15 protein-coding genes are annotated in these 17,963 nt (G+C 52.8%); 8 read left to right on the forward strand and 7 right to left on the reverse strand.

Annotation, left to right across the window (positions count from 1 at the left end; all coding sequences use genetic code 11):
- Positions 1-46: 46 nt before the first annotated feature.
- Positions 47-2,902 carry an excinuclease ABC subunit UvrA gene (gene uvrA / locus EX31_RS11990; RefSeq protein WP_037034977.1) on the reverse strand — a complete coding sequence of 952 codons (2,856 nt, stop codon included), beginning with the start codon at positions 2,900-2,902 and terminating at the stop codon, positions 47-49.
- A gap of 326 nt (positions 2,903-3,228) precedes the next feature.
- Between uvrA and EX31_RS11995 the strand changes: the two genes are divergently transcribed.
- Entirely contained in the window at positions 3,229-3,771 is a 543-nt protein-coding gene (locus EX31_RS11995; RefSeq protein ID WP_013577340.1) for a single-stranded DNA-binding protein, read from the forward strand.
- A gap of 85 nt (positions 3,772-3,856) precedes the next feature.
- On the opposite strand, the gene EX31_RS12000 is transcribed toward EX31_RS11995, so the two are convergent.
- Positions 3,857-5,275, reverse strand: a complete 1,419-nt coding sequence (locus EX31_RS12000) for an amidohydrolase family protein (RefSeq protein WP_037034978.1) — start codon at positions 5,273-5,275, stop codon at positions 3,857-3,859.
- A gap of 100 nt (positions 5,276-5,375) precedes the next feature.
- A complete protein-coding gene (locus EX31_RS12005) occupies positions 5,376-6,230 on the reverse strand; it encodes a LysR family transcriptional regulator (protein WP_037034979.1) in 855 nt (284 codons plus the stop codon).
- 206 nt (positions 6,231-6,436) lie between these two features.
- Between EX31_RS12005 and EX31_RS12010 the strand changes: the two genes are divergently transcribed.
- From EX31_RS12010 to EX31_RS12025, 4 genes are all read left to right on the forward strand, one after another.
- Positions 6,437-7,126, forward strand: a complete 690-nt coding sequence (locus tag EX31_RS12010; RefSeq protein ID WP_013577337.1) for a YopT-type cysteine protease domain-containing protein — start codon at positions 6,437-6,439, stop codon at positions 7,124-7,126.
- A 256-nt stretch (positions 7,127-7,382) separates the two neighbouring features.
- Complete coding sequence (locus tag EX31_RS12015; protein WP_231576052.1) at positions 7,383-9,320, forward strand: metallophosphoesterase family protein; 1,938 nt, start codon at positions 7,383-7,385, stop codon at positions 9,318-9,320.
- Between the two features lie 300 nt (positions 9,321-9,620).
- A complete protein-coding gene (gene hpxO, locus EX31_RS12020; protein ID WP_037034980.1) occupies positions 9,621-10,778 on the forward strand; it encodes an FAD-dependent urate hydroxylase HpxO in 1,158 nt (385 codons plus the stop codon).
- Positions 10,779-10,903: 125 nt separating this feature from the next.
- Entirely contained in the window at positions 10,904-12,490 is a 1,587-nt protein-coding gene (locus EX31_RS12025; RefSeq protein WP_037034981.1) for a hypothetical protein, read from the forward strand.
- A 37-nt stretch (positions 12,491-12,527) separates the two neighbouring features.
- Here EX31_RS12025 and EX31_RS12030 read toward each other — a convergent pair whose 3' ends face one another.
- Positions 12,528-13,013, reverse strand: a complete 486-nt coding sequence (locus EX31_RS12030) for a hypothetical protein (protein WP_037034982.1) — start codon at positions 13,011-13,013, stop codon at positions 12,528-12,530.
- A gap of 54 nt (positions 13,014-13,067) precedes the next feature.
- On the reverse strand, positions 13,068-13,970 hold the full coding sequence (locus EX31_RS12035) for a LysR family transcriptional regulator (protein WP_013577332.1): 903 nt from the start codon (positions 13,968-13,970) through the stop codon (positions 13,068-13,070).
- A gap of 121 nt (positions 13,971-14,091) precedes the next feature.
- On the opposite strand from EX31_RS12035, the gene EX31_RS12040 reads away from it, so the two are divergent.
- Positions 14,092-14,832: an SDR family oxidoreductase gene (locus tag EX31_RS12040; protein ID WP_037034983.1), complete on the forward strand. Its 741-nt coding sequence runs from the start codon at positions 14,092-14,094 to the stop codon at positions 14,830-14,832.
- Between the two features lie 10 nt (positions 14,833-14,842).
- On the opposite strand, the gene EX31_RS12045 is transcribed toward EX31_RS12040, so the two are convergent.
- Together EX31_RS12045 and EX31_RS12050 are read right to left on the reverse strand one after the other, a co-directional pair.
- Complete coding sequence (locus EX31_RS12045) at positions 14,843-15,223, reverse strand: tautomerase family protein (RefSeq protein WP_013577328.1); 381 nt, start codon at positions 15,221-15,223, stop codon at positions 14,843-14,845.
- Positions 15,224-15,339: 116 nt separating this feature from the next.
- Complete coding sequence (locus EX31_RS12050) at positions 15,340-16,245, reverse strand: DMT family transporter (protein ID WP_013577327.1); 906 nt, start codon at positions 16,243-16,245, stop codon at positions 15,340-15,342.
- Positions 16,246-16,433: 188 nt separating this feature from the next.
- Here EX31_RS12050 and EX31_RS12055 point away from each other — a divergent pair, with 188 nt between their 5' ends.
- A complete protein-coding gene (locus tag EX31_RS12055) occupies positions 16,434-17,312 on the forward strand; it encodes an AraC family transcriptional regulator (protein WP_037034984.1) in 879 nt (292 codons plus the stop codon).
- Positions 17,313-17,397: 85 nt separating this feature from the next.
- A complete protein-coding gene (locus EX31_RS12060) occupies positions 17,398-17,931 on the forward strand; it encodes a GNAT family N-acetyltransferase (RefSeq protein ID WP_037034985.1) in 534 nt (177 codons plus the stop codon).
- Positions 17,932-17,963: the final 32 nt, after the last annotated feature.

Below are 17,963 nucleotides of genomic sequence, written 5' to 3' on the forward strand. Positions count from 1 at the left end.
GCTTTTAAAAATAACTTCGACGCATTGTATCTGCTAATTCATGATTTTAAGCGCTTTTCTTCGCCTGCTGGCTGTGGCGTTCCAGCAACGGTTTCAGGAAGCGCGCAGTATGCGATTCTTTGCATTCCGCAACGGTTTCCGGCGTACCGGCGACCAGAATCTGTCCGCCGCCCGCACCGCCTTCCGGCCCGAGATCGACAATCCAGTCCGCGGTTTTAATCACGTCCAGATTGTGTTCAATCACCACGATGGTGTTGCCCTGATCGCGTAGCTGATGCAGCACTTCCAGCAGTTGCTGAATATCGGCAAAGTGCAGGCCGGTGGTCGGTTCGTCGAGAATATACAACGTCTGACCGGTGCCGCGTTTGGACAGCTCACGCGCCAGTTTGACGCGCTGTGCTTCACCGCCGGACAGCGTGGTCGCTGACTGGCCGAGGCTGATGTAGGTCAGACCGACGTCGATCAGCGTCTGCAATTTACGCGCCAGCGCAGGGACGGCATCGAAGAAATCACGCGCTTCTTCAATGGTCATCTCCAGCACTTCATGGATGCTCTTGCCTTTATATTTAATTTCCAGCGTTTCGCGGTTATAGCGTTTGCCTTTGCACTGATCGCACGGCACATAAATATCCGGCAGGAAGTGCATTTCAACTTTGATCACGCCGTCGCCCTGACAGGCTTCGCAGCGGCCGCCTTTGACGTTGAAACTGAAACGCCCCGGCGTGTAGCCGCGTGAACGTGATTCCGGCACACCGGCAAACAGCTCGCGCACCGGCGTGAAAATACCGGTGTAGGTTGCCGGGTTAGAGCGCGGCGTACGGCCAATCGGGCTCTGGTCGATGTCGATGACTTTATCGAAATGGCCCAGACCTTCGATTTCACGGTACGGCGCAGCTTCAGCAATCGTTGCGCCATTCAGCTCGCGCTGTGCCAGCGGGAACAGCGTGTCGTTAATCAGCGTCGATTTACCGGAGCCGGACACGCCGGTGATACAGGTAAACAGGCCCACCGGCAGCGTCAGCGTGACATCTTTCAGGTTGTTACCTTTGGCACCGGAAAGTTTCAGCACTTTGGTGGCATCCGCCGGGACGCGCTGCGCCGGTACGGAGATTTCCCGTTTACCGCTCAGGAACTGGCCGGTCAGTGAATTCTCGGTCGCCATAATGTCTTCAGCGGTGCCTTCAGCCACCACTTCGCCACCGTGTACGCCTGCACCCGGACCAATATCAATAATATGGTCGGCGGCGCGGATCGCGTCTTCGTCGTGCTCGACCACAATCACCGTGTTACCGAGGTCGCGCAGGTGGATCAGGGTTTCCAGCAGACGTTCGTTGTCGCGCTGATGCAGGCCGATAGACGGCTCATCCAGCACGTACATCACGCCCACCAGACCGGCACCAATCTGGCTCGCCAGACGGATACGCTGGGCTTCGCCGCCGGACAGCGTTTCCGCAGAACGTGACAGCGAGAGGTAATTCAGGCCGACGTTCACCAGGAATTTCAGGCGATCGCCAATCTCTTTCAGCACTTTCTCAGCAATTTTGGCGCGCTGACCGCTGAGTTTCATATTGCGGAAGAAATCCATCGCATGGCCGATGCTGAAATCAGAGATTTCCGGCAGCGTGGTTTCTTCCACGAATACGTTACGCGCTTCCTCGCGCAGACGGGTGCCGCGGCAGGAAGTACACGGACGGTTGCTGATGTATTTCGACAGTTCTTCACGTACTGCGCTGGATTCCGTTTCTTTATAACGGCGCTCCATATTGTGCAGCACGCCTTCAAACGGATGGCGACGAATCGAGGTATCACCGCGATCGTTGATGTATTTGAATTCAATGGTGGTTTTGCCGGAACCGTGCAGGATGGCGTTTTGCACGTCGCTGCTCAGTTCGTTAAACGGCGCTTCCACGTCGAAATCATAATGCTCACCGAGAGAGCGCAGCATCTGGAAATAATAGAAGTTACGACGATCCCAGCCGCGGATAGCCCCACCCGCCAGCGAAAGCTCAGGGTTCTGCACCACACGATCAGGATCGAAGAACTGCTGCACGCCCAGCCCGTCACAAGTCGGACAGGCACCTGCCGGGTTGTTGAACGAGAACATACGCGGTTCAAGCTCGCGCATGCTGTAGCCGCACACCGGACAGGCAAAGTTGGCCGAGAACAGCATTTCTTCGGCTTTCGGGTCATCCATATCGGCGACCACGGCGGTACCACCGGAAAGTTCGAGGGCAGTTTCAAACGATTCCGCCAGGCGCTGTGCCAGATCGTCACGCACTTTAAAGCGGTCAACGACCACTTCAATGGTGTGTTTCTTCTGCAATTCTAATTTTGGCGGATCGGACAAATCACACACTTCACCATCAATACGCGCACGGATATAGCCCTGCGACGCCAGATTTTCCAGCGTCTTGGTATGCTCACCCTTGCGGTCTTTAATGATGGTCGCCAGCAGCATCAGACGCTGGCCTTCCGGCTGTGCCAGCACGTTATCCACCATCTGGCTGACGGTCTGGGCTGACAGCGGAATATTATGATCCGGGCAGCGCGGCTCGCCCACGCGGGCAAACAGCAGGCGCAGGTAGTCGTGGATTTCGGTGATGGTCCCGACGGTAGAGCGCGGGTTGTGCGACGTTGATTTTTGCTCAATCGAAATCGCCGGAGACAGACCTTCAATATGGTCGACGTCCGGTTTTTCCATTAAGGATAAAAATTGGCGTGCGTAGGCCGACAGCGACTCGACGTAGCGGCGCTGGCCTTCGGCGTACAGCGTATCGAACGCCAGAGAGGACTTGCCTGAACCGGATAAGCCGGTGACAACAATCAGTTTGTCGCGCGGGATAATCAGGTTGATATTCTTGAGATTATGGGTGCGTGCGCCCCGAACTTCGATCTTATCCATTCATCATTCCCGGATTAACTTGATAGCTCACCGTGCCGGTGACCGCCGTGAAAACCAGTTTCGCGCCAGCCATCGAATCGGGCACAGAGAAGAACGTAACGCGCAATTATGACACAAATCACAGCCTGTGCCACCCCAAAACCTGAATGTATATCCAGTACTCAATGTAACAATGGAATGTTTGCTGAACAATCTGGAAAGAAAATCGCAGTGCATGACATCCGTGGTACGGAGGCAACGTTTTGTGGTTATAATGTCGCGAAGTGAGTTTCCTCACACCCCAAACTGTGGTTTCAACCACGACATACATCATCAGGAGAATCCACATGGCCAGCAGAGGCGTAAACAAAGTTATTCTCGTCGGTAATCTGGGGCAAGACCCGGAAGTCCGCTACATGCCTAACGGCGGCGCGGTTGCCAACATCACTCTGGCAACGTCTGAAAGCTGGCGTGACAAAGCCACCGGCGAGCAGAAAGAAAAAACCGAATGGCACCGTGTGGTGTTGTTCGGCAAATTAGCGGAAGTCGCAGGCGAATACCTGAAGAAAGGTTCTCAGGTTTATATCGAAGGCGCATTGCAAACCCGTAAATGGACCGATCAGGCTGGCGTTGAAAAATACACCACCGAAGTCGTTGTTAACGTCGGCGGCACCATGCAGATGCTCGGCGGCCGTGCAAGCGGCGGCGCACCAGCAGGTGGCGGTCAGCCATCCGCAGGCGGCCAGCAGGGCGGTTGGGGTCAGCCTCAGCAGCCACAAGGCGGCAACCAGTTCAGCGGCGGTCAGCAATCTCGTCCGGCTGCGCAAAACAACGCGCCAGCACAGAACAACGAACCCCCAATGGATTTCGACGACGATATCCCGTTCTGATTCATTGCCTTCGGGCATCAACGCTGCAAAGCAAAAAGCCCCGAAAGGGGCTTTTTGCTTTGCAGCGTTGACTACTTTCAATTCCTCACACTTTCCCCACCGCACCAAACACTAATCTGCCCTGATGGAATGTCGCTTTCACCTCTGACACCCGCGCCACCGCTTCGGCAGAGCAACTGGCGTCGACCAGGATCATTTCGGCGTTATCGTTCACCGCAGGCCACTGGCGTTTGCCGCTGTCGTCGAGCGGCAGGACGTTGCCGGTGGCGATAGCGAGGGAGCGCGTCAGGCCAAATTCGTCGGAGTTACCGTAGAGCTGGGCGTAGAGGCTGGCTTTTTCCAGCATGCTGCCGGTGCCGAACGGCGACCAGTGATCAATGACGCTGTCTGTGCCGGTCATGACAAATACGCCGTTCTGGCTGAGCTGCGGCAGCGGCATATTCAGTTTGCCAAGCGGAATGGTGGAAGCGACGGTGAACTGCTGCTCTGAAAGCCCGGCAATGACGTCGTCGAGTTCCGCGCCCTGCATCATCGCCAGCGCAAAACCGTGGCTGAGCGTCACTTTGCCTTTCAGTTGCGGGTTTTTCTCCACGGTCTGAATCATGTATTTCACTGCCGCGATACCGGCCGGTGTGGTTTCATGCAGATGAATATCCACGCCTTTATTCGTATCCAGTGCAATCTGAAACATCGCGTCGAGGGATTTTTCCATCGCGCCATCCACGTTAGTCGGATCCAGTCCGCCGACGTATTGCACGCCCATTTGCATCGCCTCACGCATCAGGCCATCGACTTTCGAATGCAGCAAGCCGTGTTGCGGGAACGCCACAATTTCACAACTGAAATCCTGCTGATGTTTTTCCAGTGCGATTTTCAGATGCTCAAGGCTTTTCAGGCCGCTGACCGGGTCGATATTGCAGTGGCTGCGCGCCACGGTGGTGCCTTTGGAATGCAGCAGCCCGATGATCGCTTCGGCATGTTCCACCGATGTTGGTAGCAGTTTGGGGATCAGCACCTGTTCGCGGGCAATCATGTCCATGATGGTTTTGCCTTTACGCGGGCGTGGCGCTTCCCATTTGCCGCCGTAGAAGGTTTTGTCGAGGTGAATATGCATGTCGCGCGTGGCGGGCAGCAGAAGTAATCCTCTGGCATCAAAAGCAGGCAAGGTGCTGGCCGGGGCGTCTTTTGCAGGCTGGATCGCCACGATTTTGCCGTTGTTGATTTCCAGGTTGTACAGGCCGGTTTGGGTGGCAATAACGATATCGCCTTCGCGCTCAAAACCCTCTTCCAGCCGCACATTGCGCAACTGGTAATGCGACGCAGAAATTGCGTTGATCTGGCTGGCATCGTCACATTTTTCGTCCATCGCGCCCGGTTTGAACGGGGAGGCTGATGCCATACCTGCGGTTAACAGCGCGCCGGTGGCAGTGATTTTGGCGCTATGCGAAAGAAAGTTTCTGCGGCTTTGTTGCTGAGGATTTTGCACGTCGAATTCCTTAATCATGATGCGGGACGGGAGGATGCTGCTTTTCCCTTCACCTTAAAAGATGACGCCGGTTCCGGCTGCGATTTTTCCCACTGCCTGCCAGTGGAAAATGCAATGGCTAACTAAGCTGACAAAAATCCTTTAATTTTCCGGCCAGTGCGATTTGCGCAGGCGTCGCGTCGTGGCGGTAAAACAGCGCCAGCTCGACGTTATCAATCGGCGGCAATCCGCTTTCTGCCCCAAGAATCCGGTGCTCCGGCTGGCGGCAACTGGCGGGCAATAAGGTGACGCCCAATCCGGCCGCACTGGCAGCGACCAGCGCGGCGAGGCTGGCGCTGCTGTAACTGATACGCCAGCTACGTCCGAGAGCATCCAGTGCCTGACACAGTTCTTCGCGGTATAACCCGTTGAGCGGAAACAGCACCAGCGGGATGGGATCCCGTTCAAACGCCGGAAACGCCGCGCTGTCCAGCCACAGCATCGGCTCAGGGCGCGAGGCGTTGGCCTTTTCGCCGGTGAGTTGTTTCACCAGAATGATATCCAGCATCTCCTGTTGCCAGGCGCGGCGCAGTTCGTGACTCAGGCCGCTGGTGACATCAAGGCGAATATGCGGATGGGCGCGGCTGAATTGCGCCAGCAGGGACGTGGTAGCCGCAGCAAAATCTTCCGGCACGCCGAGACGCACTACGCCGTCCGGCCACTGGTCACTCAGCGCATCGTGCGCTTCACCGTTCAGGGCGATAATCCGCCGCGCATAACCCAACAACCGTTCGCCTTCTTCAGTCAGTTGCACCTGATGAGACGTGCGTTCCAGCAAAGGTTTTCCCAGCGCTTCTTCCAGGCGGCGGATTTGCTGGCTGACTGTCGATTGCGACAGGTACACGCGGTCGGCCGCACGGGTAAAACTGCCGGTTTCGCAGACGGCGACAAAACTAAGCAACTGCTGCGGGCTGAACATTGGATAGCGATTCATTTTTTAAATGTTTATGCTTTTGGTATTCGAAATATCAATACTTAGCAGAGTATCAACCTTCCCGCTCTCGCACCAGACCAGGGACTGAGAACCCCTTAGAAGAAAAGGTTTCCTTTATGTTTTCTGAATTAATCATGTTCAACATTGAAAGTCTTTTTTCTTTATCATTTGCAAAGTTTTTCTTAATAATGGAATGAAGTGATTTTATGAGAATGGATTCAGTTAGACTGATACAAAATTATAATGGGATATATAATAAATTCCGACAGGGGGAATATATTAAGAAAAACAAATGGGATCATTGTGATGAGAAAAAACGAAAAGGCGCATGGACCGGAAATGTCTATGATCGCGCCGGTCGGGTGGTTGAATATGGTCTTGAAAACGGTGTGTGTCAGGGGCTGGTGGGCGCATACCTGATATCAGGTCAAAGCTGGAGCCGGTTCAGTGCCTATATTGCCAGTGAAAAAGGTAAGACGGTGGTGCGGGGGATCATGAATTTTCAGGAACACCTGAGTGCCAGCGGGAATATGAAAGAAATGAAAAGTGTTTTTCATGGCATTCTAAAATCTTATCAGGTTAATTTTATTCGGGAGGAAATAAAATTGACTGGAAACACCGCAATTACCATGGCGCAGTCAATATTAAAAAGTGTCAGCCAGGGCAATGGCTGTCATATATCGATTAAAAAATCTTCCAGCGGACACTCATTAGGTCTCAGGGCAGAATCCAATCAAATAAAAATCTTTGACCCCAATTATGGTGAGACGGTTTTTCCCTTTAAGAATGGTATCAGCGATGAAATGGAAAAATTTCTGATACATATTTTTTCTGAATACTACAGCCAGTACTTTATGTTGACGGTTGAACATTATTCAGCTTCCGTTTTTTCCTGAATCTCCGGATTCACAGATAACAGTGAAAAACTACTTTTGAGGTTTTATTCTTAGCGTTGATATGTATTTAACTATCTGTATTCCGATTATTTAATGGTCGTTGTAAAATAAGTCAACTTAATTATTTATTTTAAAACAAATGTTTGTTACAAATTATAATGTCGAGGTACGATAATTTACTAACAGTAAAATGATTAACCTCAAGGGTGAAAGTATGTTCGTCTCAAAAAATAAAATTAAATATGGCAGGATAGCCATGGCTATCGCTGCTTGTTTGCCATTTTATACCTCAGCAGAAATAAATATTAGCAATGTGGCAACGCAAAGAGGTGGTTACCATTTACCAGATGCTGTAGTCACTGTGCCTGATGGCATGAAGATGATCGACATGAGTTCTATACGTCGGGAAATATCACCAGGTCCTTCTCCTTCTCCTAATCCTCCCGCGCCTGTTCCGGTTCCTGACCCTCATCAGGACGGGTTACCTATTCCTGATGATCAAAATGACTATGCCCGGATGAAACTCTCAACCGAAATATCTGGCTATAAGGTTTCAGAGAATTCAAATCCATATGAAATAAAAGCAATCACTGTGCCTGGTGGACAAGCCGTGCGTTTATTAGAAGCTAAAACGGTCGATTCCAGTGATAACAATATCTCTCCAGTTGTTGCAAAAGGGAAGATGGTTTACACCGATGTAAATGGGGTGGAGCATTCCCGTCCTTACGAAGTTTCAACAGACAGTGCGGAAGAAACATTCGAAGCACTGAAAAATATCAAAGAACAGCTGAGACAGGAGGTCTTCCCGGACGCGGCGGTAACCTCTGCGGTGTATGGTTCCATTGCTGCGCCAAAAGCCTGGAGCGCTGATACGACGGTCGGTGAAATACATGGCCGTCAGGTTAACGGGACTACTGAATTCTTTGAAGCAAAGTTTAATGGTAATGCGAAAAGTAAAAACTGGTATTACCCGGAAAATAAAAAAGATAATGCCTGGTGGCGTGTTGTTCATCCAAAAGAATATTATGCCATTACGTCTGACTGGCATTTTGGGGAGGAGACTACATCTACGCCATATAACACGGTGCCCAGCAAAGCTAACTTTAAGAAGATTGATGCAATTAACACACTGAAAGACAAATACGGTGATGCCTTCAGGGGGACGATTATTAACGGCGACATTACCCACTGGGGGCATGGTGGCGAGTGGTCTGATGCCAAGAAAGCTTTTGGCAAACTTAATGCACCTTACTGGTACGGGCTGGGTAATCATGATTATGACGGCAATGTGAATGACTGTGGTTTGTGGGAAAATCGCTGTGCAATTCGTAGTATCCGGAATTTAGTTGATCATATTAATAGTTTGAAAGATGTCGTTTCCGTTGATTACGACGTCATGAATGGTTATAAATTCCCGCATCTCAGTACCAACTATATTGGCAGTTTCGGTTACAGTTTTGATATTGCGGGTATTCGTTTCATTCAGCTTAATAATAATTTGCATTATACGAAGGAATTTTCAGGGTTTAATTCGGATGCTGCCCGCCGGTATGATATTAAGGTCAGGGACGGTGAAGGCTGGTTCCGTGAGCAGTTACGCGATGCAGGCATAAAAGGTAAAGCAACAATAGCGTTGGAGCATGGAGGTGAAAGTTACAGTGAAAATGAGACTCCAACGCGGGATATACTGGGGGAGTATGGCGGCTCGATAAGATTTGGTGGCCATTCACATGGTATCTCTTCATCAAACAGCGGGGCGGCTTATTACGGCGATATGCTGATTCTTGAGCTTGATTACAATAAGCAGATGGGAAAAACATATATGGTAAGCAATGATAAAATTGATGAAATGTCACCGGGAGCGGAATTTACACTTAATTTCAACGTCCCGGAAATGGCACCTGTACCGAAAAGTTACATCCTGAGTCTGCGTAATAAAGGCGGTTACACAGGTTATTACAGACTCACTTATACCAACAGCAGTACTAAAGCCAATTTCAATAAAGAATATAAATTATCGCTGGGTAATACTCAGCAGGTTATTATTCCTGCTGAAGCGACGAACGTAAAAATTAAAGGTGTAACAGGAACGGGACGGGCTTTATATTCCCAGTCACTGACCAAACAGGAAAATACCTGCATAGAAACGTGGGGAACGCTACCTCGTAACCTGCACTGGGGTTGGTGCAAGTAACGCACTGCGGCATTTGTGGATCCAAATTATCACTCCCTCTGCTGGGGGAGTGATTTGCGAATATTTGTCTGATGTAAATCTTCCTCCGGCTTTCTCTCCGCCCCATCCTTTCGCACCAGATTGATTCACTTCGCGGCTATTACGCCACTCTTGCTCCAAAACGACGCCTCGTTTTAGCGCATTTCACCTGCGCTTCGGCCGTTACTGATTTGCCTTAAGATTGTATACAAGGCTTTGGCGGCAAATCGTCTTTCTGGTACAGAAATTGCTTTTCCCTAAAGAGACTCAGGGGAGAAAAATATGAAAGCGATCGTGATTGGTGGCGGTATTGGCGGGGCGTGTGCGGCGATTGCGCTGAAGCGTTTTGGTATCGAAACGGCGGTATACGAGGCGGTGAAAGAGATCAAACCGGTCGGTGCGGCGATTTCCATCTGGCCTAACGGCGTAAAGTGTCTGAATTATCTCGGCATGAAAGAGGCGCTGCGCGAACTCGGCGGCAACATGCGTTTTATGGCCTACAAAGAATATCAGCAGGGCCAGACCATGACGCGTTTCAGTATGGATCCGCTGATCCAAAGCGTCGGCGAGCAGCCATATCCGGTGGCGCGTGCGGAACTTCAGTCGATGCTGCTGGAGACTTATGGACGCGATCAGGTGCAGTTTGGCAAGCGCGTGACGCACGTTGAAGAATCTGCCGACAGCGTCACCGCCTGGTTTGACGACGGCACGTCTGCGACCGGCGATCTGCTGATTGCCGCTGACGGCACCCATTCCATTATCCGCCAGCACGTTCTGGGTTATGCGACAGAGCGCCGCTATGCCGGTTATGTTAACTGGAACGGCCTGGTGGAAATCGATGAAAGCATCGCGCCTGCCGACCAGTGGACGACGTTTGTCGGCGAGGGTAAACGCGTGTCCCTGATGCCGGTGAGTGGCAACCGTTTCTACTTTTTCTTTGATGTGCCGCTGCCGAAAGGCTTGCCGCAGGATCGCACTACGGTACGCGAGGATTTACAGGGTTACTTTGCGGGCTGGGCGGAACCGGTACAGAAGCTGATCAGCCAGATCACTCCTGAAACCACCAACCGCGTTGAAATCCACGACATCGAACCCTTTATGCAACTGGTCAAAGGCCGGATTGCGCTGCTCGGTGATTCCGGCCACAGCACCACGCCGGATATCGGGCAGGGCGGTTGCGCGGCGATGGAAGATGCAGTGGTGCTGGCAAATATGCTGCAAACCAATTCATTAGGCATTGAAGATGCATTGCTGCGTTATCAGGAAAAACGGGCATATCGCGTGAAGGATCTGGTGCTGAAGGCGCGTAAACGCTGCGATGTCACCCACGGCAAAGAAATGGCCGTGACCGAACAATGGTATGAGGATCTGAAAAGCGAAACCGGCGAACGCATTCTTTCCGGCATGTGCGAAACCATTCTGGGCGGTCCGCTGGAATAACGTCGGGGGCGTAAGAAACAACTTTTACATATCCTTAAAGCTTCCTGTGTTTTTGCCGAAAATAGCATCAGAAGGATCAAGGTATCCACTGGCGCTATGGCGCAAAAACATAGGGACTCATCGGGATGACAGTTATCTCTGCGACAGGTAATCAGACGCTCAACACGCTGGTTACGTCAACAAAATCACTGACGGCAGTCACTACTGCAGCCAGCCAGCAGCAGGCTTCGACGGCGCAATCCACCACGGTAATGATCGGCCAGGCGGACACCACTTCGCCGGTCTACAACATCACCAAACCGGCACTGGTCTGGGAACGTTCTTCCAGCGATCTGATGTCTTCAAAGCTTGCATCGAATTTCAGCCATTCCGGCAATGCGGCGCGTTTTACCGGACTCGGTGCGGCGCTGCTTGAGCGTTTCACTACCGACAGCAGCAGTTATTCGCAATCGGTGATGAAGCAGACTTCCGCTCAGTCGACCGGTTCGGTGGCCAACGTTGCCGCCCAAACCCAACTTCATACCAAAGCTGATAACCAGATAAACCTGAGCATTAAAACTGCCAGCGGCGCACTGGTGGATATCACGCTGGGCAGTGATGATGACGGACTCGGCGTGCAGGTGAATGTCAGCAAAGGCACGCTCAGCGATACGGATCGCAAAGCGCTGGCAGGACTGGCGGAAGGTTTTCAGAAAGCGATTGATGGCCTGACGGCGCAACCGCCCAAGCTCGATCTGAGTGGCCTGACGAAGTTTGATACCTCAGTGCTGTCGTCGGTGGACTTACATGCCACGCTGGGCATCACCAATACTCAGACGCTGGATTTTCATGCTGATGCGAATACCCGCTCAGTGAAATCGACCGGTGTTGCTGGCACGGTGGATATCAGCGTCGACATGAGTAAGCGCGCACTGCTGGGCACAGAAAGCCAGCAGAAGCAGGCGCTGAACAGTTATCTGAAACAAATCAGCAGCGCAGGCAACCGTGGTAATGCTGACGAATCGCTGATGAACATGTTCAAAGAGGCCTTTACGGCGCTGAACAGCAATTATGGCGAAACCGCGACGACTTATAAAAGCGGGGGTGCTGAGCCGGTCTATTTCTCGCTGACCAAAACCGATAAAAACATGATGACCGGGCTGGCGGATTTCACGGCGTCAGTCTCGCAGACCCCGGTCGATTCCACCAATCCGATGCGCCCGGATGAAACCGATACGTTCTCTTATCAGGTTTCTCAAACCAGCACGATCACCGGCACGGGTACGCAGGACCGCAATATCACGCAGAAGCAACAGTCACATCTGGTCGCCAGTTATCATGCATCGCTGACACCGGGGCTGAAACTGAATCTGACCAGCGACCGCAACTCGCAGAATTACCTTTACTATCAGATTGATGACAAGGCAGAAAGCACGACGTCCGTGCAATATCACAAAGGTGCGCTGATGAGTGCCACAGTGGCTCAGTCCGCCAGCAACTCAACACATATTCAGAAATATGTGAAAGGTGCACTGGAATCCGACATCACCACGCCGGAAATCACGTCGAAAACCACTGACCTGCTGGGCACGCTGCAATCGGCCTGGGAAAATAACGCCCCGCGCATGTCGTTCCGGGATTATCTGAATCATCAGACCCTGCCGGATCTCAGCGGGATGGTACTGATGGAATCGGATGCTGCGCAGTTGAAAAACGGTCCTTCATTAGTGTAGATAAAACCAAAACAGCCCCTGACGGGGCTGTTAATCATTACATCTCAAATTTCATGCCTCTCACCACGATCTCATCAAATTGCAGATGATGCATAAATTCGCGCAAAATCAGCAGTGTGGCGGCGAAATCATTGCCGTCGGGGATACCTTCGAAATGCGCCGGCCGGCCATTAATGACCAGCGCCAGCCGGTCGAAAGTGCGTTCCACTGCGTCGAGCGACAACGTCATCACTTCATTTTCCGCCTCACCGGCAATGCGGGCCAGCGCACGGATATCGTTGTCTGTGCTGAACAGTTTAGCGCCCGGCGGAATGTCGTGCCGGATGCGCATCACTTCGTCCTCGACCACCATAATGGCAGTTTCCATTTCATCCGGCGTCGGCGGTGAATGACGAAAATAGCCGACAGAGGTGAGTTGTGAGCCCAGTGTCAGGAGCAAACTTTTATCGTCGTTATCATCATTACGGACGATAACTTGCGTTTCTTCGCTGCCGATATGCAGCAATACAGCAGGTGTGGTCATCGGCATCTCCAGTCGTTAACGTTGTGACGTCATGCTTTCAGAGCAGAAAAACTATCATGTCAGATGCGGATCGCGCCGCGCAAACTCTTTCACCATCCAGTCGATAAACACCCGTACGCGCGGTGAAAGCTGGCGGTTACGCGGGTAAAGCAGGGAAACCGGCAGTGAACCGGCCGGGAAATCCGCCAGGATTTGTACCAGACTTCCCTGCGCCAGATCCTCCAGCAGGCCGTAATGCGGCACCTGAATAATCCCCATCCCGCGCCGTGCCGCTTCTTTCATGCTTTCCGCGCCGCTGACCGACAAACTGGTCGGCAGCAGGATTTCACGGTTTTTGCCCTGCACCTGAAAAATCAGCGGCAACAGCCCGCCGGTTGCGCTGGAACGAAAACCAATCATCCGGTGACCGGCGAGATCGTCTGGCGTTTCCGGTATGCCAAAACGTTGCAGATAGTCCGGGCTGGCGCAGGTAATTTCCGGCAGCGTACCGAGCGGGCGCGCCACCATATCGCTGTCTTTCAGTTCACCGGCGCGGATCACGCAATCAATGCCTTCCCGCACCAGATCCACCAGCCGGTCGCCTTCGCTCATGTAAAACTCAATGTCGGGATACTGCGCCAGAAAATCCGCCAGGCCGGGCAGCAGAAAATGCCGCGCCATCGAGCCATGAACATCCACCCGCAATAACCCCTTCGGCTGCGCACCGGCAAACGCCATTTCGGCATCTTCCACATCGGCCAGAATACGCAGACAGCGCTGGTAATAGGCTTCGCCATCCAGCGTCGCGCTGACGTGTCGGGTGGTACGCTGCAGAAGCCGAATGTTCAGCCGCGACTCCAGTTGTTTAATGGCATCGGTCACCGTGGAACGTTTCAGATTCAGCGCTTGTGCAGCCTGCGTAAAACTGCGCAGCTCCACCACGCGGGTGAATAACTGCATGCTGTCGAGTTTATCCATGATGATTGTTCGCCTTTTCCGGATAGTGATAACGAATATCAGGTAATTATCCGGCAGCGTCAATCGGCTACGCTTTCCTCACTGACAACAGATCCGAATCACTGAAAAAAGGAAACGCATCATGACTTCATCCAAACAGAAAGTCGCGCTGGTCACCGGCGCATCACGGGGTATTGGCGCCGCCATCGCAGAGCGTCTGGCGCACGACGGTTTTACCGTGATTGTGAACTACTCACGCGGTGCGGCAGAAGCCGACGCGGTGGTCAGCAAAATTGAACAGGCAGGCGGAAAAGCCATCAGCGCGCAGGCGGATGTCAGCGACGCGGCGGCGGTCAGCCGGATGTTTGCCAGCGCGGAACAGGCGTTTGGCGGCGTGGATGTGCTGGTGAATAATGCGGGTATTATGACGCTTTCCGCCATTGCCGAAACCGACGATGCAGCATTCGACCGCCTTATCGATATCAACCTGAAAGGCACTTTCAACACGCTGCGTGAAGCAGCGAAACATCTGCACGACGGCGGACGTATCATCAATTTCTCATCGACCGTGGTCGGGTTATATCAGCCGACTTATGGCGTGTATGCCGCGACCAAAGCGGCTGTCGAGGCGCTGAGCCGCGTGCTCACCAAGGAAATGCGCGGCCGTCAGATAACCGTCAATACTGTTGCGCCCGGCCCGACAGCAACGGATTTATTCCTCAACGGTAAATCGGATCAACTGGTGGAAACCATCGCCAAAACCTCGCCGCTCGAGCGCCTCGGTCAGCCGGAAGATATCGCCTCCGTCGTCGCCTTCCTCGCCGGTCCCGACGGTGCCTGGGTCAACGGCCAGACGCTGAAGGCGAATGGCGGGATTATTTAATCGGCTATGATCACGCGTATTGCGCTTCGCCGTTGCCGAAGGACCAGTTTTCTTTCGGCACTTCCACCAGGCTGATGAACACATCTTCCAGACGTAACCCGACTTTTTCATGCAGCCCGTAAGCGACGGCGTGATAGAACGCCTTTTTCATTTCCAGTGTACGGCCGGTGTTGAGCGTTACCTGAATCACAATGCAGTTCGGGCTGCGCTGGATATTCAGATAATCAGGGGAAATCATCATTTCTGCCGGAGAGTGTTCGGAGATGACAATAAACTTGTCGTTTTCCGGCGCATTAAGAGCTGAGCGCAGCGCGTCATAGATCACATCGCCGACGGTTTTGCGGTAGGTTTCGGGTTTTCCTTCGACCATATCAATACGTACAAAAGGCATTTTATTCTCCTCATTATTTTCTGTAGGGCGCGCATCTCTTAGGATGCGGCCTTTCAGGTATGCAACACGAGGAGGAGAGTTGTCGAGTGTTTTTTTGTACCCGCCGGTAAGCCGCCCTACGCCGCAGCGGCTTTGCGTCTGAACATCTCCAGCCAGGCCGGACGGCAGAACATCACCAGATTACCGAGCAGGATCAGCGCCAGCCCGATAACCGCATTGGCATGCCATTGATAATTTTCATAAAATGTGGAAACCGTCAGTGCGACCAGCGGGAACAGCAGCGTACTGTAGGCCGCCTGACTGGCACCGATGCGGCCGACCAGCGTGAAGTAAATGCCGAAAGCCAGTACCGAACCAAAAACGGAAAGATAGACCAGCGAGCCGAGATATTGCGGCGTCAGGTCGATGGCGAAGGAAGCGCCCTGCATCAGGCTCAGCGCGCCCATGACGGCTGTACCGTAAAACATCGCGTAGGTATTGGTGGAAAGCACATCCAGCCCGTGACGCTGATGGCGTGAGCTGATCATGTTGCCGAGTGAGAAACCGTAAGTGCCGAGCAGGCTGAGGCCGATGCCTTTGAGCAATTCCGGTGCGATATGCGCGGCGCTGAGGTCATGCCAGAAAAGCGTGATAATACCTGCCAGCCCGAGAACCGACGCCGGGATCACTGCCGGAGCCAGTTTCTGACGGAAAAACAGCATGCCGTTGAACGCGTTGAACAGCACGGCCATCGAGAAAATCACCGATTCCAGCCCGCTGGTGATGTAGGCTGCGGCGTGATAGAAGCAGTAAAAATTGAAGCAAAAAACGCAGCAACCCTGAACCAGGCAGAAAAGGTGATCTTTCAGCGCCAGACGACGCAACCGGCGTGTCGCCAGCAATGCCACCAGCATGATCACCGCAGCCAGCAGGAAACGGTAGAAAACCGACACCGTGACCGGCACGTCGCCCTGTTGCAGATAAATCGCAAACCAGGTGGTACCCCAGATCAGGATCACCAAAATATAAAGCAGTGCGTTCATAGAGTTCTCTCACTCAGACAGTAATGACTGAGGACATTCTGCGGTAACGGCAGACCGCTGGCTTTCAACGTTTTGCGCTGAGTTGCATATTCTTGCGCATTTTTTCAGTCACCCGCACAGCAAGATCTGGCACCGGGGCGGGGGAAAAACGTAAAATGGGCGTCATCTTTCCTCCACACGGGTACGCCATGACTAAGGTCTATCAGGCTTTCGAAACGCTGCGTCAGCACAAAGCGGTTCTGCATGACAGTGTGGAACTGGGTTCCGGCATTCAGCTGGCGGCGTGGTCGAACAAAAATGACATCGTGAATCAGGAAAGCGCTGATCACCATACGCTGAGCCTGTACGTTGCCGACGGCTACGAGTGTTATCACAAAACCCGCAGCGGCTGGCGTAACGGCGGCGGGCCGGATCGTTTTTGTCTGATGCCGAAAGGCAGTATGTCGAGCTGGGATGTGCGCGACGATTTGTCGTTTGTGCATCTGTATTGCTCCGACGAACACCTGCGACATCTGGTGGAACAAACCTGGGATCGTAGCCCGGCGGCGATTGAGCTGGAAGAACGCACATTCGGAGAAGATCCGCAAATTACGCTGTTGTATCGCCACTTTTTGCTCAGCAGCCAGTGGCAGGAAAACAGCAATCAGCTGATGCTCAGCAGCGCCGCCAATCTGCTGATGGCGCATCTGGTGAAACATTACACCCATCTGCAATGGGCGCTGCCAACGGTACGCGGCGGGCTGGCACCGCATATGCTCAACCGCGTAAAAGATTATATTCACACGCATCTCGGGCAGCCTTTATTACTGCCGGAACTTGCCGCGCTGGCAGAATTCAGCGAATTCCACTTCGCCCGCATGTTTAAACAAAGCATGGGGCTGGCACCGCATCAGTACGTGATGAATGCCCGGCTGATCCGCGCGGAAAATTTGCTGAAAACCAGTCAGATGGATATCACGTCCATTGCGCTGGAATGCGGATTCAGCTCCGCCAGCCATTTCAGTAACCGTTTCAAATCCGTGCGTGGCATAACGCCGACGGCACTGCGCGGCGGCATTATCGTCTGATTTTTATTTCCCGCTAAAACCTCTCTTCCGGTCAGCACAATTGTGGTGCTAAGTTAATGGTAATTCACCTTATTCAGGAAAAACCATGCAGACCTGTGCTCCTGTTATCGAAACCGAACGTCTGATTTTACGTGGCCATCATGTTGATGATTTTGAAGATATTGCCGCGCAATGGGCCGATCCGGCGGTTGTGAAATACATTGGTGGCACGCCTTCGGGTCGCGAAGCCAGCTGGAGTCGTCTGCTGCGGTATCCGGGCCACTGGCAGATGCTCGGTTTCGGTTACTGGATTGTGTTCGAAAAAACGGCGGGTGCAGAAGGCGCGTTTGTTGGCGAAATTGGTCTGGCGGATTATCAGCGCGATATCACACCCTCGCTCAAAGGCATGGCGGAAATGGGCTGGGTCGTTTCTCCGGCATTTCACGGCAAAGGCTACGCCTTTGAAGCGGCGCAGGCAGTGCTGAAATGGGCCGGTACACACGTCGATCGTCAGCTATGCTGCATTATTGCGCCGGAGCATCAGGCCTCGGTTCGTCTGGCGGAAAAATGTGGTTTCGTGGCAAAAACGGATACCACTTATCACGGCTCAGCCACGCGGATCTTTATTCGTCCGTCGTGACCGGCTATTCGTGTACCACGTTAACAGGGGAA

Origin of the sequence: Rahnella sp. WP5, assembly GCF_000745615.1 — a bacterium.
Lineage (GTDB): Bacteria > Pseudomonadota > Gammaproteobacteria > Enterobacterales > Enterobacteriaceae > Rahnella > Rahnella aceris.